The following is a 22320-nucleotide window of genomic DNA, read 5'->3' on the forward strand; positions in this document are numbered from 1 at the left end:
GCACGATGTCGTTCCACCGGGACTGGGGCTGCCCGTCGGCGCCCCCGGAGAGCGCCATGCCGCCGTCCCCGCCCGCCCGAGCACGACTCCTGCCGCTGTTGCTCGCCTGCCTGTTGGCCAGCGCCTGCGGGCCCCTGGCCGATGACGAAGGGGGACGCCCCGGAAGCGAGGATCCACTCGAAGGGCCCTTCAATCCGGTGGTCGACCTGCGCGCGGATGTGAATCGCAATGGCATCGTCGAACTCGACAACCCCACGGAGGACGAGGGCGAGGACACCTGGACGGCGGAGCGCGGCGCCATCTTCCTGGCCAACCTGGACGACGACGAGGACGCCTGCCCCTTCTCCATGGACCCCCACCGCATCAGCGATGACGCGCTGACGCAGTGCCATGACGCCATGGACGCGGTGGTGAATGGCGAGTCGGACCTGGAGGACCTGGCCCGGCTGCGCACGGCGCCCTGGCCCGAGGCGCCCGCGGGCACGGTGGGCTCCGTCATCGTGTCCGGGGCCGCGGGCAAGAAGGTGCGCCTGTTCAAGCGCGTGCGGGGCAACTTCGTCTCGAGCGGCTTTCCCGACACCGTGTTCCTGACGACCGCCGAGGTGCGGCGCGGCGTGGTGCTCGCCATCGAGGGGCGCGACATCGTTCGCGACCCCGAGGAATGGGATGGCTTCGCGGACGTGGTGCTCACCATCGGCCGGAACAACCCGCACGACCCGGTGTTCACCGACACCGTCCGCATGCGCGTGGCACCCGTGGTGCTCTTCCACCACATGACGCCCGCGTGGAACGTCTTCGTCTCCAAGCCCGCCGCCAGCATCGAAGCCAACCAGTTCCGGCAGGCGCTGGGCGGCGTGCTCGCGGATTCAGGAGAGCGGATGGTCTACTCCGAGTTCGCGGTGGATGACTTGTGGCCGCAGGACTACTTCGAGCCCGCGTACATGTCGATGCCCGCCACAGGCGGCCGCCAGCACGTCATGCGCGTCAACTACCGCGCGCCGCACGTCTACAACACCGACGAGAACGCGCCCCTTCGCGCGGCCGGCCGCATCGCGTTCTGGCTTCGCGGCCCCGACAATGCCGCCATCCAGCAGTACCAGCAGGGCATGTCCATGGCCTCCCAGACGCTGAACTCCTTCGGCAACACGGAGGTCATCCCGCCGTACGAGAAGGACGGTGTCACGTATCCCCTGGGCCGGCTGTTCCGGGGCCGGGGGCCGGACTCGCGGCCGGACTATCAGCCCGACCCCAGCTTCACGAAGATGCTGGAGGCGCAGGCCGTGCAGCCTCCCATCTACGTAGACACCTCGTGGCTGTTCGTGGACCACGTGGATGAGACGTTCACCTTCCTGCCCGCACCCACGCCTCGGGGCTGGATTGCCCTGGTGGCCGACCCGGCGCTCGCGCGGCGGATGCTCCAGGACGCGCAGGCCCGGGGGCACGGAGACGCGAAGCTCTTCGCCGGCCTGTCCTGGGCGTACTCCATTCCCGCGGAGGCGAGCATCGCCGAGGTGCTCGACAACTCCGGACTGATGGACGCCAGCGCCGTGGCGGCACTGGAAATCGACACGCAACTCTCCATCCTCCGCGAGGAGACGGGCCTCACGGACGCCGACATCATCCGCTTGCCCTTCCTCTTCCAGAACGCTTCAGACGGCGTGACGGCGTACCAGCCCGCCACGTTGAACCTGCTGTCGTTGACGCCCACGCAGGTCATCGCGCCAGACCCGCACGGACCGCTCATCGATGGGAAGGACCCGTTCAAGACGCGGTTCGAGGATGCGCTCGGAGCCTATGGCATCCGCGTGCACTGGGTGGATGCGTGGGCGCCGTTCCACATCGCCCAGGGCGAAGTCCACTGCGCCACCCAGAGCGCTCGGCAGGTACCCGACGTGAAGTGGTGGGAGGGTGGACGATGAGACGCGCACTGCTTCGCGGCATCAGCGCCGCCTTGATGCTGGTCTCCCTGAGCGCGGGTGGGACGCAGACGCCCCGCCCGGGTGATGACTGGAGGGCCGGCTTGAAAGCAAACATCTCCCGGGCCCGCCGGGAGAATCCAGCGGCGTTCATCCGGTTCGACACGGCCGCCGCCCAGGTGGACGCGCTGGACGCGAAGAAGCGGGGCACCCTGGCCGCGGTGTCACCGGGGCTTCGTGCGCTGGGGCCGGAGGCGCTGTGGCCCATGGTGGAGCGGCTCGCCTTCCCGCCTCAGGAGACGCCGCGGCTCCCCTCGCGCGAGTCCGCGCGGCTGGCCTTCAAGGTGGGCCTGGTGGAGGCCACGGGGGCGCTGCGTGACCCCCGCCTGGCCCCCTTGTGGAAGAGCCTTCTCGAAAGTCCGGACACCCAGCCCCAGGTCCTTCGCCCGGTCGCTGGAGCGCTGGCACGCCTGGAGACATTGGACGCGGCGAACACGCTCATCGCCATGTCGAAACAGAAGGACGCCCGGGGCGAGGCCGCGATGGAGGCCTTGGGCCTGTGCCGGCGGCTCGTGGCGACACGGGCGTTGGCGGATGCACTGGACGCCCGGCCGGAGCGCGAAGTCATGCGACAGTTGGCCAAGGCCCTGGGGGATGCCGGGTCCGCGTGGGCATGGAAGACGTCCGGCGTAAAGGCGCGCTCGGAGGAAGGCGCCATCCGCCGCGTGGCGGCCGAGGCGCTGGTGCGGGCGTACCTGGACACGGACGGTGACGTGCGGCGCGCCGTCTCCAACGCCCTGCTGCGCGTGGATGCGCCCCAGACGCCCACGCTCATCGACGCGGCCCGGCTGAGCGCCCCGCCCTCCCAACAGGCGGCGCTGGACGCCCTGGCCGACCGGCTGCGCCACAGCCCGCTGCGCTGACGTCAGGCCGCTTCGATTTCCATCCGGTACCCCACACCGCGCACCGTCTGGATGGCGAAGCGGGACGTGCTGTTCCAGCCCAGCTTCTTCTTCAGGCTGGAGACGAAGTTGTCCACGGTGTGAGGGTCCACGACGACGTCCCGGCCCCACACCGCGTCCAGGATTTCGTCGCGGCGCAGCACGCGCTCGCGCTCCCGCACCAGGAACGCGAGCAGGTCGAACTCCGTCCGCGTCAACTCCACCGCGACTCCAGCAGGTGTCTCCACCTTCCGGCGGTCCAGGTCCATCCGGAAGCCCGCGAAGCGCAGGCCCTTCACCGGAGCCGCGCCGGAGCGGCGCACCAGCGCGCCCACGCGCGCCAGCAGCTCGCGCAGCCGGTAGGGCTTGCCCAGGTAGTCCTGCGCGCCTGATTCGAAGCCCCGCACCACGTCGTCCTCCAGGGTGCGCGCGGTGAGCATCAGGACGGGCGTCGCCACGCCTTCTTCGCGCAGCGCGCGGCACAGCGTGTAGCCGTCACCGTCCGGCAGCATGACGTCCAGCAGGATGAGCTGGAAGTCGCGCCGGCCCAGGTGCTCGCGCGCCTCCCGCACGCAGGTGGCTTCCTCCACCGCGTAGCCGCCCTGGTTCTCCAGGTTGTCGCGCAGCGCGAGCCGCAGGTTGGCGTCGTCCTCCACCAGGAGGAGCGCCGGAACGGATGAGGTCATGTCGTCACCGTATGAGGAAAGCGAAGCTCGAAAGTGGTGCCCTCGGAGCTGGAGGCAGCCACGCGCAGGGTGCCGCCGTGCACGCGCATGATGCGGCGGCACAGGGCCAGCCCCAGACCACTGCCGGGTGCATCGTGTCCCTGCCCGGGCAGGCGCACGAACTCCTCGAAGGCGCGCTCCCACTGCGCCTGGGGAATGCCCACGCCGTTGTCGGAGAAGCGCACGCGGCCATCTGACAGCGCCTCGATGCGCAGGCGCACCGGGCTGCGGGTGTTGTAGGCACAGGCGTTGCGCGCCAGGTTCGAAAGCAGCAGGCGCAGGAGCTGTCCGTCCGCGCGCAGGGAGAACTCCCCCACGTCCGCCTCCAGCTCCACGGGCACCTTGGACCAGAACTCCAAGTCCCTGCGCAGCTGGGCCACCAGCTCGTCCAGGCGCACCGGCTCCAATTTCGGGACCCAGCGCCCCTTGTCGATGCGGTTGAAGGACAGCAGGTTCTCCACCAGGAAGCCCAGGCCGTCCGCTTCCCGGACGATGCGCGCCGGGTAGTCGCGCGCGTCCGTGCCTTCCGCCAGGCGCCACTCCAGCGTCTCCGCCAGCAGCCGGATGGAGGCCAGTGGCGTGCGCAGCTCGTGCGACACGGTGGCCACGAAGTCGCTCTTCAGCTCCACGAAGCGCAGCTTGCGGTGCTGGGCCACGAAGGCCAGCGCGGCGATGCCCAGCGCCAGCACCGCGCACGCGGCCACCATGCCCGTCTTCAGCCGGTAGCGCCGCTCCAGCGCGCCCTGGGCCCGCGCCCACTCTGGCGTGTCCACCGACAGCGGCAGGTCGGCCAGCGGCAGCACCTCCGCGTCCGCGAGCAGCCGCACCTGTCCGTCCGCTTCCAGCAACCCGCGCTCGCGCATCTCCCGTGTCAGCGACTGGAGCAGCGCGCCCGAGTCCACCGCCACGCCCCGCACGTGATTTCCGCCACGCGGCTCCAGGTACCACCCCGCTCGCACCAGCGCGGGGCCCGGAAGCGTCCTGGGCAACGGCAGTGGCTCGGAAGCGAGCTCGGCGGCGCGGGCCTCGAAGTCCGCCGCCGGAACGCCCGCCTTCGTGGAGAGCGCCACGATGCGCTCGCGCAGGAAGTCGAAGTCCTCCTTCGTGAAGCGCGCGCGGCGCAGCAGGAGCAGCCGCTGCAATCCATCCAGGCGCCCGCTGCGCCCGTCCGCCAGGCCGTCACGCACCAGCGCGTGCATCAACTGGGGCACGGGGTCGCCCCGCTCCGCCAGCGACTCCAGCACCACCAGGAAGCCCGGCACATCGCGCGTGGAGGCCAGCACGTACTGCGAGCGGTGCTGGAGCAGCGCCATCAGCGCCACGGTGGACGCGCGGCGGTCGCCGCGTGACAGCGCCCGGTCCACCTCGCGAATCAGCGCGAGCCGCTCCGCCCAGGGGTCCTCCGCCTCGTCCGCCCGCTCCGTGCCGGCACGCAGGCCCGCGTAACGCGCCTTCGCCAGCGCGTCTTCGCCGGTGTCGTGGAGCGCCAGCCGAGGCAGCAACTGCGTGCCTCGCTCGCGCAGGTAGAGCCCCGTTGCCGGGGCGAGCGGATCCAACGCGGCAGCCTCCAGCGAGGGGCGCGCCGCTTCCAGGCGGTCTCTCAGGGACTGCGCCAGTGAGGCACGCGCGTACTGCTCCAGGGCCTCCCGGCGGGAGTCGAGCGAGGCCTGCGCGTCATCCCGCTCGGCGGCGAAGATGCGCTGGAGCGAGCCCAGGCCCCAGGCCAGCCCGGCGAAGCCCAGCAGGAGCGCGATGAGGGTGGGCAGCAACCGGCGGAGCATCGGAGCGGCTCAGTTTCCCAGGGAGGGCACGTCGTCGAAGTCCGAGCTTCCACTGGGCATGAGGCGCTCGAAGCGCTCCTTGCGCGTGTCCAGCGACTGGGCCTTGCGAATGAGCGCCCCGAGCTGCGCCACGTCCTTGCGGGCTCGCAGCGGCTCGCCGATGCCCTCCCACAGCGCCAGCAGCCGGGGCCAGTCAAGGGCTCGCGTCCAGAAGGAGCCTCGCAACTTCTCCGCGAACGCGGAGGCCACGTAGGCCAGGCGCGTGGATGGGGCGGCGCGGGCATAGTCGGAGCGCAACGTGCTGGAGGGCATCAACATCTGCACCCGGCGCCAGATGCTCGAGTTGCTCTGCTCGTAACGCACCCGGAGCATCCCGAAGGCGATGGAGGGCCCACGCAGCTTCACCTCGTGGATGGTGGTGACGGATTGGCCGGCGGCCAGCGGGAACAGCGCCGTGTCGTCTCCCGGGTCGAGCGGCTCCGGGTTCGGAGACAGGTACTCGTAGCCCAGCAGCCGGTAGCGGGCGACGGCCTGCCGGCTGAACTCCACCTGGACGCCCACCTCGCGGACCGGTTCGCGAGCCTTCACCGTGATTCGCACCACGTGGTAGCCCTTGCGGCTGGGCGAAGGAAAGCCCTCGACGTAGAGCAGGAAGGGGCCATACGGCTCGCCTTCGTCCCCTGAGTTGAAGCTGTTGATGAAGGCCTCCGTCCGCACCGCGCCCTCCGCGGGGAAGACGTCGCGGGACAGGTGGTCGCGCGCCACCGCATAGGCGCTGGTGTCCACGGCCACGGGGAACTCCGAGACGCGCGACTCCTCCGTGTCGATGGTGGGGTTCACCCCGAAGCCCCGCGTCTCGATGCCAGAGCCCGGCTTGCCCAACGACGCGCGATAGACGGTCTGCCACGCCCCATCCGGCACGAGCACGGGCAGGTGCTGCAACGCCCAGGCGGGTGCCCGCCCCCGGTCATCGTCCACCGGCGCGGGGGCCAGCACGGAGGGGCGCGTCAACAACGCAGCCAAGAGCGCCACGTCCACGGGGGGCGCATGCCCGGCCTTCACCGTGATGTCCGTCCGGATGAGCGCCTGGAAGGACTCCTTCTCGAAGCGGAGTGAATAGACGCCATCCTCCAGTTGGGGAAAGCGGAAGGCGCCATTCGCGTCCGTCACCGTGGAACGGGGCTCCGGCAGGACGGGCGAGGTCGCGGTGACGCGCACCTCCGGAATCGCGCTTCTGTCACTGGCACGCACGACGGTGCCGGAGAGGCCTCCGGCCGCCAGCGCAGGCGCGGACAGCACCAGGAGGACGACACAGAGGGCATTGCAGAGGGTGGGCTTCATCGTGGGTGCCATCCCGGGCCACGCACGCCGTGACCACCCTGGGGAGGTGCCTGCAGCGTGCCGCACGCGGGCCCTCCGTTCATCATGGTTTCATCATGTCATGGCGAGGAGAAGGGCACGTCCAGCACGGGGCGCGTCTTCGCGTCCGGCAAATCGTAGTGCCACCACTCCATGCGGTTGCGCTTGAAGCCCGCGCCTTCCATGGCCTCGCGCAGGATTTCGCGGTGCTTGCGCGACGCCTCGGTGCCGCCCTCGTACCCATGGTGCGCGGCGCGGCTGAAGGTGTCGAAGGGGGTGGGCATCTCCACCTCCTTGCCTTCAAGCGTCGTCAGCGTGAGGTCCACCGCCCCGCCCCGGTTGTGGTTGGAGCCGGTGCGCGGGTTGGCGACGTAGCCGGGCACCGGCATGATTTCCCACATCTGGTACTGCACCGCGCGCGGCCGGTAGCAGTCGTACACCTTCAGCCGGTAGCCCTGGGTACGCAGCACGTCCGCGGCCTTCTTCAGGCGCTCGGCCGACTCGGGCAGCAGCAGGCAGCGCGCCGTGTCCGGGTACACCTTCCGCTTCAGGAAGTTGTCCGCCGTCGCGTAGCGCAGGTCCACGACCAGGTCCGACACCACCGTGGTGGCGTCCACCAGGGAGGCCGCGGCCTTCGGCGTCGCCGCGGCCTTCGGCGTTCCCGCGTCGTTGGCCAGCGCGGGCCCGGACGACAGGCCCAGCGCCACCACCACGCCCCAGCCCAGGCGCGGCGTCACGCGGACTCCGTGTAGCGCGTGGGGTCCGGAACGCCGGCTTCCTCGAAGCCCTTCTTGCGCAGCACGCAGCTGTCACAGCGCCCACAGGCGCGGCCCTGGGTGTCCGGGTCGTAGCAGGAGTGCGTCAGGCCGTAGTCCACGCCCAGCTTCACGCCTTCACGGATGATGTCCGCCTTCGTCAGGCCGGACAGCGGCGCGTGCACGGTGAAGCGCGCACCCTCCACGCCCGCCTTGGTGGCCAGGTTGGCCATCGATTCGAAGGAACGGATGAACTCCGGGCGGCAGTCCGGATAGCCGCTGTAGTCCACCGCGTTGACGCCGATGTAGATGTCCGTGCTGCCCACCACCTCCGCCAGCCCCAGCGCCAGCGAGAGGAACAGCGCGTTGCGCGCCGGCACGTACGTCACGGGGATGCCGTGGCTCATCTCATCCGAGGGCCGGTCCTTGGGCACCTCGATGTCCGCCGTCAGCGCGGAGCCGCCCACCTGCCGCAGGTCGATGGACACCACCCGGAAGTCCGTCACGCCCATGGCGGCGGCGACCTTCTTCGCCTGCTCCAGCTCCACGGCGTGCCGCTGTCCGTAGGCCACCGCCAGGCAGACGGGCTCGAAACCCTTCGCCTTGGCCATGGCCAGGCACGTCGTCGAATCCAGGCCGCCCGAAATCAACACCACCGCGCGCTTCACCATCAATCCCTCCGCTCTCCCTGCACGGTGTACACCGTGGTGCAGGTGGTCGGCTGGCAATTGCAGTTGCGGGTCCCCGGCAAGAAGATGTCCGTGAGGGAGCCGCACGCCAGCGACACGTCGTAACCGTTCTCCGTGGGGCCCGGCACCGAACCGTCGGGGATGCCGCCGTCGAACTGGCGGCAGTCCCGGCTGAGGCTGCGCGCCTGGCTGTCGCTGAAGAGCGTCACCCGCAGCGTCTCCTCGATGGCGGAGTCCTCGCAGCCCGTGCCACAGGACGCGCGGGGCGCGACGGCCTTCAGCGTGGACGTGGCCACCTGCCCTTCATAGCCCGCGTCCCGCGAGTAGCCCTGCACGGTGAAGAAGCCCGTGCCCGCGTCCGTGTCGCGCGAGAAGGTGCCCTCGAAGAGGAACACGCCGGCGTCGTTGGTTTGCGCGAAGTCCGGCACCGAGGCGTCGCACGTGGTGCGCGCGGCATCCAGCCGGGCCTCGAAGCGGAACGAACCGAGCACCTGGTCACCCGGGTACACCGGTTCGGAATAGCAGGCCATCGCCACGGCGACGGCCGTGACGGGCAGGGCGGCGAGAGCGAGACGCTTCACGTGCATGGCGGCGCCACGCTACACGGCCAGGCGCCGTCCAGCACGCAAAGGGCCAGCGCCCGGAAGGTGTCGCCACGGGCAAGCACGGCGCCTACATCCACCTGCGCCGGGTCCCCTCCGCGCACCTCCGCGTCGAGCCGCGCCAGGACGCGCCCCGCCGCCAGCGAGGCCGGCACGGCGCGGAAGGCCGCCACCGCCGCCACTTCCATACCCGGCACCAGACCGGGACGGGCCAGCTTGACGCCGTTTTCACCCAGCGCCAGCGCCAGCGCGCACAGGTACCCCAGCTCGGAGGCGCCGAAGCAGGACAGCGCGCCCGCGCCCAGCACCAGCACGTCGCCGCTGGCCAGGTACGCCTCCACCCCGCCCACCGGGTCCATCACGAGCTGCAGCGAGCCCGCGCCCAGCGAGGACAGGACGGGACGAAGCGCCGCGGCCAGCCGGGGCAGGCGCTCGGCCGTCACCGGCACCGCACCGGCGGGCACCGAGTGCTCGAAGCCCGAGGGCACCGGCAGCGCGGACACCGGAGCCTGCGGCGCCGCCGCGTCGCTGGAGGACAGGGCCGCGCCCACGCCGTCCGCGCGCTGCGAGTCCTCCGTCCGGCCCAGCGCCCGCAGGGCCTCCGCGTAGAGCGTCCACCCATCCACGTCCAGCGGGTGCTCCCGGAGCAGGTGCGGCCAGATGCGGACGGCCAGGGACACACCCTCGGGCACCGTGGAGAGGTGCTCGGCGGCCATGCGGGTGACTTCAGGGGACAGCTCGCCGGCATCGAAGAGGCGCGCGGCGAGCCGGGCTCCAGGCGACACCAACTGCGCGTCCAGGTAGCCGCGGAGGATGGCCTCCAGCACCGCGGGTTCGTCGGTGAGCCGCTCGCGCAGGCGCAGGGCCTCGCCGGTGAGGCCGCGCTCCTCCGCCAACCTCGCGCGGCGGGCCAGCCGTTCGTCCGTCTCCGGCAACCGCTCGAGCTGCGCGGCAGCGTCCGCCACCATGCCCAGCGCCTCGTAGGCGTCCGCCAGCCGCTCGCGGTAGGTGTTGCCGGACTCGGCGCCCGCGGCCTGCTCCAGCCGCTCCACCAGCGACACGAAGACGGCGGGCTCCTCGCCCAGGTCCACCAGCGACAACAGGTGCCGCAGGGAATGGAGCTGCGCGGGGTCGTCCTTCAGGGCCTGCTCAAAGGCTTCGCGCGCCTCGGGCAGTTGCTCCAGCGGGCTGAGCAAGAGCTCGCCGCGCTCCAGGTGCAGGACGGCGCGAGCCGCCGCGTCCGACTCTTCGTCGGCCAGCTGCGACAGCGTGCGCACGCAGGCCTCGTAGCGGCCCAGTTCCAGCTCCAGCGCGTGACGCTCGCGCAAGAGCGCCTTGCGCCGCGAGGGCCAGCCGTCCGCCGCCATGGCCAGCGCTTCCACCCGCACCGTGCCCGGCTGCGCATGCACTTGCGCCAGCACCGCCTCCGCCAACGCCTCCGGGAGCTTCTCCAGGGTGGGCAGCAACAGCGTCAGACGGGCCGCGAAGCCCGGCTCGGGCGCCAGCTCTTCCAGCGCGCGCAGGCGAGGCAGTACCGAGGCCGCCGCCGAGCGGAGCACCTCGTCGCGCAGCGCCACCGCGAACGCGGCGTCACGCGCGGCGGACAGGCCCGCGAGCTCCAACAACCCTTCCGCGTCGCCTTCCGCGCGCAGGCCATCCGCCAGGGCCGAGGCATGCGCGGGGTCCGCGTCCGCCAGCGCGGCCAGGGCCCACAGCGCCTCGCGCGTGCGCGCCGCGTCGCCCGCCTGCGCGGCCATGGCCAGCGCGTCGGTCAGGTCGCCCGAGGCCATGGCGGGCGCGAAGCCCACTTCCAGCGCGCGAGCGAAGGCGCCCAGCCGGCCGAAGCGCTCGGCCAGCTCCGAGGGCGCGAGCATGTCCGGTGCCTCGGTGGCGATGCGCTCGAACACCTCCAGCGCCTCGCCGTGCTCGCCCGCCTTCTCCCAGAGGCCCGCGGCCTCCAGCAGCAGCGGGGGGCGCTCCTCCGGCGCCGCCAGTCGCGCGGCCTGAAGTAGCGCACGCGCCGCGCGAGGCGCCTCGCCCGACGCGCGGTACAGGTGGGCCACCCGCAGGACGGCGTCGACGTCCGGCTCCACCGAGGCGGCGTCCTTCGCCGCCTTCAGGGCCTCCGGCAGCTGTCCGGCGGCCTCGAAGCCCCGCGCGGCCGCCATGAGCAGGACCTGCCGCTCGCGGCCAGAGGCCAGCTCCGCGCGCGCCACCTGCACCTCGGCGCGGCGCGCGGGCGCGTCCTTCAGCAGCGGCTCCAGGGCTTCCAGCGCATCCGCGTAACCCGCGCCCGAGGCGCCACGCGCGGCCACTTCCTCCAGTGCCTCGCGCGCCACGTCCTCGCGGCCCGCGGCACGCGCGAGCGCGGCCAGCTCCAGCCGCAGCACCGCGGCCTCGTCGGCGTCCTCGACGCGCGGCACCAGCTGCTCCAGCGCCGCCAGCAGCCGCGTGGAATCGCCCCGCTGACGCAGGCCCGTCACCAGTGCATGGAGCGCGGTGAGGTCCTCCGGCGCGGCCTCCGAGGCGCGCTGGGTCAGCGTCCAGGCCGCGTCTTCATCCGCCAGCGAGTTGGAGGCCACCGACGCGGCGGCCAACAGCAGCTCCGCCGCGCGACGGCCACCCGCTGCCTCCGCGCCCGAGGCGTACACGTCCAGCAGGTCGCCATGACGTCCCAGGGCGTGCAGCCCCGCCACGGCCCGGTCGATGACGGACGCATCCGCGGGACGCAGGCGCGCCAGCGGCAACAGCGCGTCGATGGCGTCCTTCGGGTCGTCGAAGAGGTCCGCCGCGCGGCGGTAGAGCACCTCGGCGGTGGCGGCGTCCTCCGCATGGCGCGCCAACTGGAGCGACGCCCGGTAGAGGCCCGGCGCGTTGCCCGTGCGCGAGTGCACCTCGGCCAGGAGCGACAGCGCCTCGCGGCCGCGCTCGCCTTCCGGCTCCAGCGCCACCACGGACTCGAAGGCATCCGCCGCGTCGTGGAACGCGCCCGCGCCAAGCGAGGCATGGCCCAACCGCAACCAGGTCCGCGTTCGCACCGGCACCGGCAGCGCGTCGCCTCCCACGTCCAGCAGGCGGCGGTCATAGGGGCGCGCGGCGACGGGGCCTCCGCCCTTCGCGGCCAGCTCGGCGCGCGCGGACAGGGCGTCCACGTCGTCCCCCGCCAGGGAGAGGTATTCGTCGAAGGCCTCCGCGGCCAGCAGCGCCTCGCCCGCGTCCAGCAGGCGAGAGGCACGCTCGCGCAGCAGCGGCAGGGCCTCCGACGTGGACAGCGCCGCGGCGCGCTGGGACAGCAGGTCCGCCAGCCGGCGCACGTCCCCGGCCGCGCGCTCGCGCACGTGCTCGAAGGCCTCCGCGCTCGCGGGGCTCAGCTCGAAGGCCTGGTCCTCGCACAGCAGCGCCCGCTCGCGGGCACCGGCGGCGCGGAAGGCACGGGCGGCGGACAGGTAGCTCTCCGCGGCGCCCGCGGCATCCTGGCGCTGCGCCCTGCGCAGCATCAGCTCGGCGAGCGCCTGGTGGTCCTCGGCCTCCTCCAGGAAGGCGAGGTGCCGGGCGAAGACGGGCTCGCGGAACGGGTCCGCCTCCAGCAGCACCGCGTCGAACTCCGCGGCGTCCGCGTGACGCTTCACCTCGTGCAGCAGCTCCGCCGCCTGCGCGGTGAGCTCCAGGTCGTCCGGGCGCGCGCCACGCGCCGCGATGAAGGCCGCGGCGGCGGCCTCCGGGCGCCCTGCCCGGTCGCGGTACAGCACGGCGGCGCGCAGGAACAGCTCCGCGCGACGGGCCGCGTCGGGCTCGCCTTCCGCGCACTCCTCGTACCAGGCCGCCAGCTCCGCCAGCCGGCCGTCGCTCTCCAGGAGCTTCTCCAGCAGGCCCTCGGCCTCCGTCAGCGCCCGGTCCTTGCGCAGCGCCGAGCGCAGCAACTCCTCGGCCTTCGCCACGTCCGACAGCACGCCCAGGTTCAGCCGCGCCAGCCGCAGCAACACGGCCGCGGCCTCGCCCGCGTCATCCAACAGCGGCAGCGCGCGCTCCAGCCAACGCGCCTCGGCCTCCGCGTCGTCGCGACGCTCGGCCAGCGCCGCTCCCAGCTTCGCGGTGCCCAGGTCCACGGCCAGGGCGAAGGCGCGCTCCAGCGCGACCTCGGCGCCGGCGGGGTCCAGCTTCACGTCGCGCAGCAGCTTCGCCCGGTAGCGCTCGCACGCGGCGGCCTCGGACTGCTGCCCCCGCGCCTCCAGCAAGTCGCGCGCATCCGCCAGCGCCCGCAGCGCGTCGTCCGCGCGGCCCAGGTCGACCGCGAGCCGGGCCTCTTCCTGATAGGCCTCGAGCGCCGCGTCCGGGTCCCCTGCCTCGAGGCTGAGGGTGGCCACCTGGCGCAGCTCGGCGAGCAACTCCAAGGTGCGGCCAGTCTCCCGGTGCAGCGCCGCCAACCGGCGACGCAGCGGCAGCGGCTCCGACGCCAGCGACGCGGCGCGCGCCAGCAGCGAGGCCGCCACACCCGCGTCCGCGAGCACCTCGCGGGCCCGCGCCGACAGCTCGACGAGCCGCTGCACGGTGTCCTCGGACGGCGCCAATGCGTGCGCGTGGGTGACGCGCACCTCGAAGGCGCCGCGCGGGTCATCCTTCTCCAGCAGCGCGGCCAGACGCATTACGGCGGCCTCGCACAGGGGCCGCTCGGCGAGCAGCTTCCGGTACGCGGCCGCCGCGCGCTTCGTCTCTCCGGTCTGCTCGGCCAGCTCCGCCAGCCGCAGCCACGTGGACTCCGCGGCCTCCGGCGCGCTGTGGAAATCCGCGGCGGCGGCGAGTGCGTCTTGCAGCGGCAGCGCCTCGATGACCGCGCCGCGCAGGTAGAGCAGCTCCGCCAGCGACGCCAGCTCCGCCCCCTGCGCGGGGACCAGCGAGTGGGCCTTGCGCGCCAGCTTCAGCGCCTTGTCCAGGTCGTGCGCGCCGCGCGCATGGCCTGCGCCCTCGCGCAGCAGCAGCGCGGCGTCCTGCGCCGTGGCGCTCTCCGCCGCGGTCTCCAGCAACGCCGCGGCCTCGCGCAGCTCGCCACGCTCCGCCACCAGCGAGACGAGGCGACGGCGAACGGCGGCATCGGACGGGGACAGGCGCAGCGCCTGTCGCAGCGCGGCCTCGGCGGGCACCGGCTGCGACAACCGGTCCAGGTAGAGGCTGGCCAGCTCGGCGTACATCGCGGCCGCCTCGGCGGGCGCCACGTGGGGGGCCTCCGTGGAGAGCAGCTCGGCCAGCGCGGCCCAGTCCTCCCGGGCCCGCAGCACGCGCTGGAGCGCGGCGGTGGCCTGCGCGTGCCGGGGTGCCAACGCGAGCGCTGCCTCCAGGCTCTGCCCCGCGTCCTCCAGGCGGCCGCTGGACTCCAGCAGCGCGGCGCGCGCCAGCAGCGCCTCCACGCGGCGAGGCGCGGGCCCCTGAAGCGCCGCTTCAGCGAGCGCGGTGGCCTCGTCCTCCGGCTTGCCATCACGGCGCGCCAACTCAGCGAGGGAGAAGAAGGCGTCACACCGCTCCGCCGCGGACAGGTCCAGCGCGATGGCCGCGCCCAGGGCCTCGCGCGCGAGGACGCGCTCGTCCTTCTCCACCAGCGTGGCGGACAGGGCCAGCAGGCGCTCGCGAGCGCGGGTGGCGAGGTTGGCATCAGCGGACACGGCGCGGCGCCAGACGTCCAGCTCCGCGGCCTCGTCGCCCGACTCGCGCGCCAGCTCCGTCAGCGCGAGCAGCAGCGATGCGGGACGACGAGAACCCTTCGCGGCCTCCGAGAAGTCGTCACGCGCGGCGGACACCCGGCCCGCGGCGCGGTGAAGCACGGCGCGCCGGGCCAGCAACTCCGCGCGCGCCTCGCCCGAGGCGGCGGCCACGAGCGTGCTCAGCAACTCCAGCCGCTCCGTCTCCTCCTCTGGCGTGCCGGTGCCGGGCGGAGGCAGCAGGTCCAGCAGCGACTGCGCCGCCCAGGTGTCGTGCGGCTCCTCCAGGCGCAGGCTGCGCAGCGCGTCCACCGCGGTGGTGGCGCGCCCCAGGCCCAGCGACAGCTCCGCCAGCTCGCGGCGAGCGGCGCGGCGGGGCTCGCCGGACAGGCGCGGCCACAGCTCCACCAGCAGGTCCGCCAGGGCCTCGCGCGCACCGGCCTTGCGGTGCAGCGACGCCAGCTCCACCCGAGCGTCCAGGTCTTCCGGCGCGCGGGCGCTGTACTCGGCCAGCAGGCGGCGGGCGGCATCCGTGCGGTTCGCGCGCACCGCGGCGGTGGCGGCCTTGCGCGTCAGGGCCACGCGCTCGCTCTCACGCGGCGCATCGCTGTCCGCGGGCGGCAGGGCCAGCACCGCCTCGAAGTCCTCCAAGGCGGCGCGGGCATCCGTGGGCAGGCGCAGCTCACCCCGGCGCTGGCGCGCGGGCGCGTAGCTCGCGTCACGCTCCAGGGCGTCCGCGAGGAAGGCCTCCTCGCGGCTGGTCCCCGCGGCGAGCAGCGAGGCGCGGAACAGCAGCTTCGCGCCAGCGCGGGCCTCGGGCATCAGCGCGGCGCGGCGCGCGTACAGGCGCGCGGCCTCCAGCTTCTCGCCTCGCTCCAGCTCCAGCTCGGCCAGCGACTCCAACACCTCGGCGGCCAGCGGGCCCTCGGGGCTCGCCTCCAGCGCGGCCGTCAGGCGCATCAGCGCGGCGGCGTTCTCCCCTCGCTCCAGCAGCGCGCGAGCGCTCTGGAGGAACAGCGGCGCGGCCTCCTCGGCGCGGTCGGCGCCCATCAGCGCCTGGGCGCGGTTGGCCCACAGCTCGGCCAGCGCCTGCGACTCCCCGGCCTCCGTGTAGAGCGCTTCCAGGCGCGCGGCCAGGGCATCATCCAGCCGGCGCAGCGGGAAGGCCTGCGCGTAGGCGGCGATGGCGCCTTCGCGGTCACCCAGCATCTCGCACGCGCGGCCCAACCGGGAGCGCACGTCCGCCAGCTTCTCCGGCGCCGCCGTGCGAGGCAGCGTGGACAGCAAGGTCTCCAGCGCGCGCCGCGCATGCTCGGGGCGCTCGCAGCGCAGCGACAGGTCCGCCAGGTCCAGCAGCACCGCGGCGTCCGGCGCCAGCCGCGCGGCCTTCTCCAGCGCCACCAGCGCGTCACCCACGCGGCCCAGCCGGGCCTCCAGCACTCCGGCCAGCTCACGCAGCGCCGCCGCGGCCAGCCGCTTGTCGCCCTGCGCCTCTGCCACCCGCGCGCGCACCTCCAGCGCGTCGGCGAGCCCCGCCATGTCGGCGCGCTTGCGCTGCAACGCGCACAGCTCGCCCAGCGCGGGCAGGTCATCCGGCTCGGCGCGCAGCACTTCCTGGAGCGCGTGGACCGCCAGGTCCAAATCGAAGGCCAGGTCGCGCGCGGCCACCGCGAGCCGGCGGTACTTCTGCGCGCGCTCCTTCAGGTCCGTGGCGAGCCGCGCCAGCGAAGACAGGCACCGCGTCAGCAGCGCGCCGTCACGCCGGGCCTCGGCCAGCGCCAGCAACGACTCCAGCGCGGGCCGGTGGTCGCCATCCGCCTCCAGCGCCAGCAGGAGCAGCCGCTCCGCCTTCTCCGGCTGTTGCAGCTTGCCCCGGTACAGCTCGCCCGCCTCGGCCCAGGCCGCCGCGCGCTTGCCGGGCGCGTCCTGGAGCGCCGCGGACTTCTCCAACGCCTCCGCCAGCTCCTGCGAGCGGCCCGTGGCGCGGAAGTACGGAATCAGCTCCTCCAGCGCCACCGCGTCGCGCGGGTCCAACGCCAGCGCGGACTCCAGGTGCTCCCGCGCGCGCGCCGGATCACCCAGCCGCGTCCGGTACAGCCGCGCCAGGGCGTGGTGGCTGGCGTGCGCGGCGTGCCGCACCCCTTCCGAGCGCGGCGCCGGTCCCGCCAGCTCCAGCGCCTGCTGGTAGCCCGCGAGCGCCTCCTGCAACCGGCCCAGTCCCTCCGCCACACGCGCGGCGGCGAACAACGGCTCCGGCTCACCGGGCAGCAGTGACACCGCCTCACGGAAGCGCAGCAGCGCGTTCTCCGGCTGCTTCAGGCCTTCGTCCCACACGCGGCCGGCCATCAGGTCGGCATGGCCCACCCGGTCCAGCTCGTGGCGGCCCATGGCCACCTCGCGCAGACGGTCCAGGGCCTTCAGCGCGCGCAGGTGCTCGCCACCGCGATGGCACAGCTCGCCCAACAGCAGCAGCGCGTCCGGGTGGTCCGGCGCCAGCCGCAGCGCGGCCTCGCAGTGCAGGCGCGCGCCGGCGATGTCGTCTTCCGTCTGCGCGCACAGCCGGGCCAGATGCACGTGCGCATCGGCGGCCTCGGCCGGGTCGCGAGCGAGCGCCGCCAACCGGCGATAGGCCCGCACCGCGCCGGCCCTGTCACGGGCCTGGTCCGACGCACGCGCCAGCGCCTTGAGGGAAGGCAGGTGGTCGGGCTTGAGCCCCAGCAGTTCGTGCAGCGCCTTCACCGCCACCTGCGGCGCGGTGTCTCGCGAGCAGCGGGCGGCGGCCTCGGCGGCGAAGAAGGCCGCGGCCTCCTCCGAGGTCCGGCGCGCGAGCGCGCACAGCGCCAGGTAGCGCTCGGCGGCGCGGGCACCTTCGCCCCGGCGCTCGCGCACCACGGCCTCGCCCCAGAGCGAAGCAGGGCTGCGGTCCCTGCGGCGTTGCAGCGTCGCCGCCACGTCCAGCGCCAGGTCATGCGCTTGCGGGTCCGCCACCATCAGCGACAGCAGCCGCTCGGCGGCGAAGGGGTGCGCGTCCTGCGCATCACCGGCTTGGAGGTACGCCTGACGCGCGTCAGCCAGCCGGCCCTGCGCGATGAGCCCTTCGGCATCCGCGAAGGCCCGAGCGCCCTCGAGCGCGAGCAGCAGCTCCTCGTCCGGAGGCGACGGCGGCGGCAGGCCCCCCGCGGAGAAGCGCAGGCGCAGGCCCGTGCTGGAGACCTCCGCGGCCGACAGGCGCGCGGTGTCCAGCGTCGGCATCTTGTAGCCGCGGCTCACCGCCGCCAGCTGGCACAGCACGGGCAAGACGCGCGTGGAGAACCCCGTGGCCCCCCGGACCTCGACATCCGGCACCAGCGCCAGCGCGCCCACTGCCGCGGACAGCAGCCCCGGCACCTGCACGGACGGCGTGGAGGAGAACCCGTAGAGGCGAACATCGTAGAGGTAGACGGCGAGCCGCTCCCCATCCGCGTCGAACGCCACCTTGAAGGTGAAGGGCGTGTGCTCCGGCGCGGGCAGCCGGCCCTGGCCTTCAAGGTAGCCGGGCCGGAAGTGCAGGCGCAGGTCCTCGATGCCGGCCAGACGCCCGGCCAGCTCCGCCACCCGGCGCGTCACCAGGTCCGCGTCGACGGACAGCTCGAGGAAGCCGAAGTGCAGCTTCTTGCGCTGATAGCGCGTGGCACCGGCGCTGACGTTGAAGGGGAAGCTGACGTCCGGAATCTGGAGCGCGAAGTCGGAGATGCGCAGTCCCGGCAGGACCTCCAGCGCCGGGAAGCCCACGAACGCCCTGCGGTCCAGCAGGCGCAATTCGGGGGCGGCGGCGCGCGCATCCAGCGCCGTGGCGGGCTTGGGAGAATCGCTTTCGGTAGCCATCGCGGGAGCAGTGACGTTAGCACGGGCTCCAAGCCCTCGAAATTTCTGGCAAACCCCCGCTTGTGGGGCAAGCAACGAAGCGTGATGGCTCCCTGAATCCAGGGTGAAGGAACGGGCTGCGCCCTGGGCCGAAGTCGGACAAGATGCGCCCCGCGTGTTGGCCCCTGACTCCCTTGTCCTCGACGGTCGCTTCCGGGTTCTCCGTCCGCTGGGTTCAGGCGGAATGGGTGAGGTCTACCTTGGCGAACAGGTCTCCCTGGGCCGCAAGGTGGCCATCAAGGTCCTGCACCATGACCTCCACGCCCAGGCAGGCATGGCGGAGCGCTTCAAGCGCGAGGCACGCCTCCTCTCCGCCGTGGAGCACCCCGCCGTGGTGCGCATCGTCGACTTCGGTGAGTCCGGCGACCACGCGTGCCTCGTCATGGAGTTCGTCGAAGGTGAGAGCCTGTATGACGTGCTCACGCCGGGCCCCATGCCCCCGGGCCGCGGGCTGCCGCTGCTCCAGCAGCTGGCGGAGGGCCTGGCCGCCATCCACGACAAGGGCATCATCCACCGCGACCTGAAGCCGGAGAACGTCTTCATCGCCAAGAGCGCCCGGGGCGAGCAGGCCCGGCTGCTGGACTTCGGCATCGCGCGGCTCGTGGAACCGGACGCCTCCAGCAGCGTCAGCCAGGTGGGTGTGGTGCTGGGCACGCCGGAGTACCTGTCGCCGGAGCAGGCCGTGGGCGCGAAGGTGGACACGCGCAGCGACCTGTACTCGTTCGGCGTGCTGACCTACCGCGTGCTGTCCGGGCGGCTCCCCTTCGACGGGCCCCTGCCGCGAAACTTCCTGTCGCAGCACGCCTCCGCCGCGCCGCTGCCGCTGGACCGCGCGGCTCCCACCCTGTCGCGCTATGTGGGCCTGCTGTCGCTGGTGATGCGCCTGCTGGAGAAGGACGCGAGCAAGCGTCCCCAGAGCGCGCACGAACTGGCCGACGCGTTGGCAGCGGCGCACTCCGCCCTCTCCGCCTTCACGCCCGGCCTGGGCACCCCCACCTACGTCCCACAGCCGGGAAGTGGCGCCGCGCCCTCCTCGGGCACGTCGGTGTTCGGCACCGGGAGTGCCACGGGGAGCAGCTCGGGTCCCACGGGCACGGCGGCCTTCGCGGGAGTCGCTCCAGCGCCGCAGGCGAGCAGTGGTACCGCCGCGTTCGGCGTGGCCTCCAGCGGCGGCTCGGCCTCGGGCGCCCTGCCGGTGGCCTCCCCGCGCACGGGGACGTCGTCCTTCGGACTGAAGTCCTCCGGCGGCGTGGCCGCGGTGACGGGCGGCAACGCGTCGGTGGTGAAGCCACAGAACCTCACGGTGATGCTCACCGACATCCAGGGCTTCACCGAGCGCACCAGCCGGCAGACGCACGAAGAGAACGCGCGGATGCTGGAGACGCACGACAAGCTGCTGATGCCCCTGGTGAAGGAGCACGACGGGCGGCTGGTCCAGAAGCGCGGGGACGCGTTGCTGGTGGTGTTCCGCTCCCCCACCGCGGGCGTGCTGTGCGGCATGGCCATGCAGGACCGGCTGTGGCGCCACAACCAGACGGTGCCGGAAGTGGACCGCCTCAACGTGCGCGTCTGCCTGCACGCGGGCGAGGTGCTCGCCACGCCGGACTCCGTGCTGGGCGAGCCCATGGAGGTCATCGAAGCCGTGGAGCATGTCGCCAGCGCGGGTGAGGTCACCTTCACCGAAGCGGTGAACCTGGCGCGCAACCGCGCGGAGGTCACCGCCGAGCCCTGCGGCGCCATCACCCTCCCCGGCCGCGACGAGCAACTCCAGCTCTACCGCTGCCAGCGCGCCGCGGAGGGCCCGCCCTTTGGAGACCGCTTCGCCTCGCAAGGCAGCCGGGGCAACGCGCTCGCGCCCCTGCTGGCGAAACTCCAGGCCGTGAAGCTGCCTACCGGCATGGGGGAGCTGCTGCGTCAGCGGCCGCGCGAGGCGGCGCTGGTCGCCGGCGCGGTGGTGCTCCTGGGCGCTGGCGCCGCGTGGCTGGGCCAGCGCAACGACGCCGGCACCCGGGCCTTCGCGCTGCTGGAGGATGGGAAGCTGGACGAAGCCCTGGCGCTGATGGACAGCGCCACCGACGAGGAGAAGGAACTGCCCTCGCTGAGGCGCGCACGCGCGGCGGCGCACCATGCCAAGGGGCACCACATCAGCGAACGGACCGCGCTCAGCCACCTGAAGGAGGAGGAGCTCGAGGACGTGGAGCCGCTCATCCTCGACGGCCTGGCGGAGGACTACGGCAAGGAGCCGCTCACTGTCGTGGGGAATGCCCTGACCCGGCTTCCGAAGGACCGCTTGCGCGCCCACTACGAGGACCTGGCCGCGGAGGCGTACTCCCTGCGCCAGTGGGGCGCGCTGCGCTACCTGGAGTTCGCGAAGGCCGCGGACGGGGTGAACCTGGTTCGCGCCTATAGCGAGGCGCTGAACTCCCCGGACTGCAGCATCCGCACCCAGGCCGCCAACCGTCTCGCGGGCCTGGGTGACGCGGATGCCATCCCCGCGCTGGAGCGCGTCACCTCACTCCCCAAGGCGAAGGGCCTCCTGGGCAGCAAGGACTGCGGCCACGAAGCAGCGGCGACCGCCATCAAGTCACTCAAGCAGAAGAGCGACTGACTCAGTCATCCCGCCGTGCGTGCCCCTTCTTCTTGCCGCGCCCGCGCCCGCGCCGGTCATCGTCGTCGTCATCGTCATCGTCCCAGTCATGTCGGCGGGCCTTCACCTTGTCATCCACCCGCAGGAGGCTGCGTGAGTACGCATCGAAGTCCAGGTGAAGGTGGCCTCTCGCCCTCCGCGTGGAGGCATGGAACTTCACCCGCCACACGTCCCGCCCCTTCCGGTCCGCGTCCTTCAGACGGCACTCATAGCCACGCGAGCGGCATTGGTTGAAGCCCAGGTTCACCGCCTCCCTGTACGTCATCGCCACCGGACGCTGCGGAGGAGGCGGCGGATGCGGAGGAGGTGAGCGGGTGTGCAGGACACAACCCGAAGCGAGCATCAGACAGCCAATGACAAGGGCGAGTCGCATGCCACCCATGACGCATCAGCGCGGCACATCTTCAAAGCCACGCAGGGTATGAGCCAGGCACTGGAAAGTTACAGCCCTTCAGGCGACGCGAAGGCCGCGAACAGCTCACCGGCGAGATAGGCCCGCGAGCCCTTCGCGGCGGGACGGATGTAGTCGTTGACCACGGGCCCGCCCTGCTCCAGCTGGTGCCTCGAGGGGAATGACAGGTTCAGCCGGCCTCGCGCGACGCCCTTGCCGCCCCGGTGGATGAAGGTGACGGTGCCATGGGCATCCACGGCCTCCACCACACCAATGTGTGTCATGCCGTCGTTGCGGCGGCCATCGCGGTTGCGGTCATACGTCTCACGGAAGAAGACGAGGTCTCCGGGACGCGGCGGCTGGTGGTGGACAGAGCCGACATCCACCGCACGGCGGAAGATGGCGGAGACGGCGTTCTCTCCCGCGCGGAAGCCGTGCGCCACCAGGTCGATGCCGGCGGAGCGGTACGCCAGGCGCACGAAGCCGGAGCAGTCATCCGGAACGCCGCGGCTGACTCGGCGCAGGCTGCGCATGCCCACGAGTTGGAGGGAGCGCTGGACGATGGAGCGCGACATCTGCGTGGGCGCGAGCACCACGTCCCAGAACCGGCCGGTGGTGCTGGCGGGCCCCGTCACCTGCTCGGCCGCCCGCAGCGTGGCCTCCAACACGCCCGCGCTCACCCACTGCGTCGCCACCACGGTGGGCGCCACTTCGGCGGTCCCCAGCTCCACCGCCGTGACTGGCACCGGCACCAGCTCCGCGAGGCCTCCTGGCGCGGCCACCGTCACCGCCTCCGTCGTGGCGACGGGCTCCGAGGGGCGCGGCTTCACGGTGGCACACCCCACGAGCACGCTGAGGGGGAAGACGGCAAGGAGTGGAAGGCGGAGCGACATGAGGGGCCGCATTCAAGACCACCTCCCA

12 protein-coding genes are annotated in these 22320 nt (G+C 72.9%); 3 read left to right on the top strand and 9 right to left on the bottom strand.

Features of this window, described 5'->3' with window-relative positions:
• Positions 1–56: 56 nt before the first annotated feature.
• Together BHS09_RS33060 and BHS09_RS33065 are read left to right on the top strand one after the other, a co-directional pair.
• Complete coding sequence (locus tag BHS09_RS33060; protein ID WP_140800015.1) at positions 57–1919, top strand: protein-arginine deiminase family protein; 1863 nt, start codon at positions 57–59, stop codon at positions 1917–1919.
• A complete protein-coding gene (locus BHS09_RS33065; protein ID WP_140800016.1) occupies positions 1916–2839 on the top strand; it encodes a HEAT repeat domain-containing protein in 924 nt (307 codons plus the stop codon). The genes BHS09_RS33060 and BHS09_RS33065 overlap by 4 nt, the downstream gene beginning before the upstream one ends.
• A gap of 2 nt (positions 2840–2841) precedes the next feature.
• Here the strand turns inward: BHS09_RS33065 and BHS09_RS33070 are convergent, their stop codons facing one another.
• The 7 genes from BHS09_RS33070 to BHS09_RS33100 form a co-directional block, all read right to left on the bottom strand.
• The gene (locus BHS09_RS33070) at positions 2842–3543 is read right to left on the bottom strand and encodes a response regulator transcription factor (RefSeq protein ID WP_140800017.1); all 702 of its coding nucleotides are present in this window, start codon (positions 3541–3543) and stop codon (positions 2842–2844) included.
• Complete coding sequence (locus BHS09_RS33075) at positions 3540–5363, bottom strand: sensor histidine kinase (RefSeq protein WP_140795360.1); 1824 nt, start codon at positions 5361–5363, stop codon at positions 3540–3542. Before BHS09_RS33075 ends, BHS09_RS33070 begins: the two co-directional genes overlap by 4 nt.
• Before the next feature lie 9 nt (positions 5364–5372).
• Positions 5373–6704, bottom strand: a complete 1332-nt coding sequence (locus BHS09_RS33080) for a YfbK domain-containing protein (protein WP_237079971.1) — start codon at positions 6702–6704, stop codon at positions 5373–5375.
• A gap of 98 nt (positions 6705–6802) precedes the next feature.
• Complete coding sequence (gene ddpX, locus BHS09_RS33085; RefSeq protein WP_140800019.1) at positions 6803–7459, bottom strand: D-alanyl-D-alanine dipeptidase; 657 nt, start codon at positions 7457–7459, stop codon at positions 6803–6805.
• Positions 7456–8148, bottom strand: a complete 693-nt coding sequence (queC, locus tag BHS09_RS33090) for a 7-cyano-7-deazaguanine synthase QueC (RefSeq protein WP_140795363.1) — start codon at positions 8146–8148, stop codon at positions 7456–7458. Before queC ends, ddpX begins: the two co-directional genes overlap by 4 nt.
• Complete coding sequence (locus BHS09_RS33095; protein WP_140795364.1) at positions 8148–8753, bottom strand: hypothetical protein; 606 nt, start codon at positions 8751–8753, stop codon at positions 8148–8150. The genes queC and BHS09_RS33095 overlap by 1 nt, the downstream gene beginning before the upstream one ends.
• A complete protein-coding gene (locus BHS09_RS33100) occupies positions 8744–18322 on the bottom strand; it encodes a tetratricopeptide repeat protein (protein WP_140800020.1) in 9579 nt (3192 codons plus the stop codon). The genes BHS09_RS33095 and BHS09_RS33100 overlap by 10 nt, the downstream gene beginning before the upstream one ends.
• 223 nt (positions 18323–18545) lie before the next feature.
• On the opposite strand from BHS09_RS33100, the gene BHS09_RS33105 reads away from it, so the two are divergent.
• Positions 18546–20969: a protein kinase domain-containing protein gene (locus BHS09_RS33105; protein ID WP_237079972.1), complete on the top strand. Its 2424-nt coding sequence runs from the start codon at positions 18546–18548 to the stop codon at positions 20967–20969.
• 1 nt (position 20970) lies between these two features.
• Here the strand turns inward: BHS09_RS33105 and BHS09_RS33110 are convergent, their stop codons facing one another.
• Both BHS09_RS33110 and BHS09_RS33115 read right to left on the bottom strand, forming a co-directional pair.
• Positions 20971–21381: a hypothetical protein gene (locus tag BHS09_RS33110; RefSeq protein ID WP_237079973.1), complete on the bottom strand. Its 411-nt coding sequence runs from the start codon at positions 21379–21381 to the stop codon at positions 20971–20973.
• A gap of 68 nt (positions 21382–21449) precedes the next feature.
• On the bottom strand, positions 21450–22304 hold the full coding sequence (locus BHS09_RS33115) for a CHAP domain-containing protein (RefSeq protein WP_140795368.1): 855 nt from the start codon (positions 22302–22304) through the stop codon (positions 21450–21452).
• Between the last annotated feature and the right edge of the window lie 16 nt (positions 22305–22320).

This window comes from Myxococcus xanthus (genome assembly GCF_006402735.1).
Classification (GTDB): Bacteria; Myxococcota; Myxococcia; order Myxococcales; family Myxococcaceae; genus Myxococcus; species Myxococcus xanthus_A.

What these genes read in the sequence shown, in the direction of transcription:
- BHS09_RS33065 (WP_140800016.1), top strand. Translation starts at nt 1,916, where the DNA reads ATGAGACGCGCACTGCTTCGCGGCATCAGCGCCGCCTTGATGCTGGTC.
- queC (WP_140795363.1), bottom strand. Translation starts at nt 8,148, where the DNA reads ATGGTGAAGCGCGCGGTGGTGTTGATTTCGGGCGGCCTGGATTCGACG.
- BHS09_RS33095 (WP_140795364.1), bottom strand. Translation starts at nt 8,753, where the DNA reads ATGCACGTGAAGCGTCTCGCTCTCGCCGCCCTGCCCGTCACGGCCGTC.
- BHS09_RS33115 (WP_140795368.1), bottom strand. Translation starts at nt 22,304, where the DNA reads ATGCGGCCCCTCATGTCGCTCCGCCTTCCACTCCTTGCCGTCTTCCCC.
- BHS09_RS33075 (WP_140795360.1), bottom strand. Translation starts at nt 5,363, where the DNA reads ATGCTCCGCCGGTTGCTGCCCACCCTCATCGCGCTCCTGCTGGGCTTC.
- BHS09_RS33080 (WP_237079971.1), bottom strand. Translation starts at nt 6,704, where the DNA reads ATGAAGCCCACCCTCTGCAATGCCCTCTGTGTCGTCCTCCTGGTGCTG.
- BHS09_RS33070 (WP_140800017.1), bottom strand. Translation starts at nt 3,543, where the DNA reads ATGACCTCATCCGTTCCGGCGCTCCTCCTGGTGGAGGACGACGCCAAC.
- BHS09_RS33060 (WP_140800015.1), top strand. Translation starts at nt 57, where the DNA reads ATGCCGCCGTCCCCGCCCGCCCGAGCACGACTCCTGCCGCTGTTGCTC.
- BHS09_RS33110 (WP_237079973.1), bottom strand. Translation starts at nt 21,381, where the DNA reads ATGCGACTCGCCCTTGTCATTGGCTGTCTGATGCTCGCTTCGGGTTGT.
- BHS09_RS33105 (WP_237079972.1), top strand. Translation starts at nt 18,546, where the DNA reads ATGGGTGAGGTCTACCTTGGCGAACAGGTCTCCCTGGGCCGCAAGGTG.
- BHS09_RS33100 (WP_140800020.1), bottom strand. Translation starts at nt 18,322, where the DNA reads ATGGCTACCGAAAGCGATTCTCCCAAGCCCGCCACGGCGCTGGATGCG.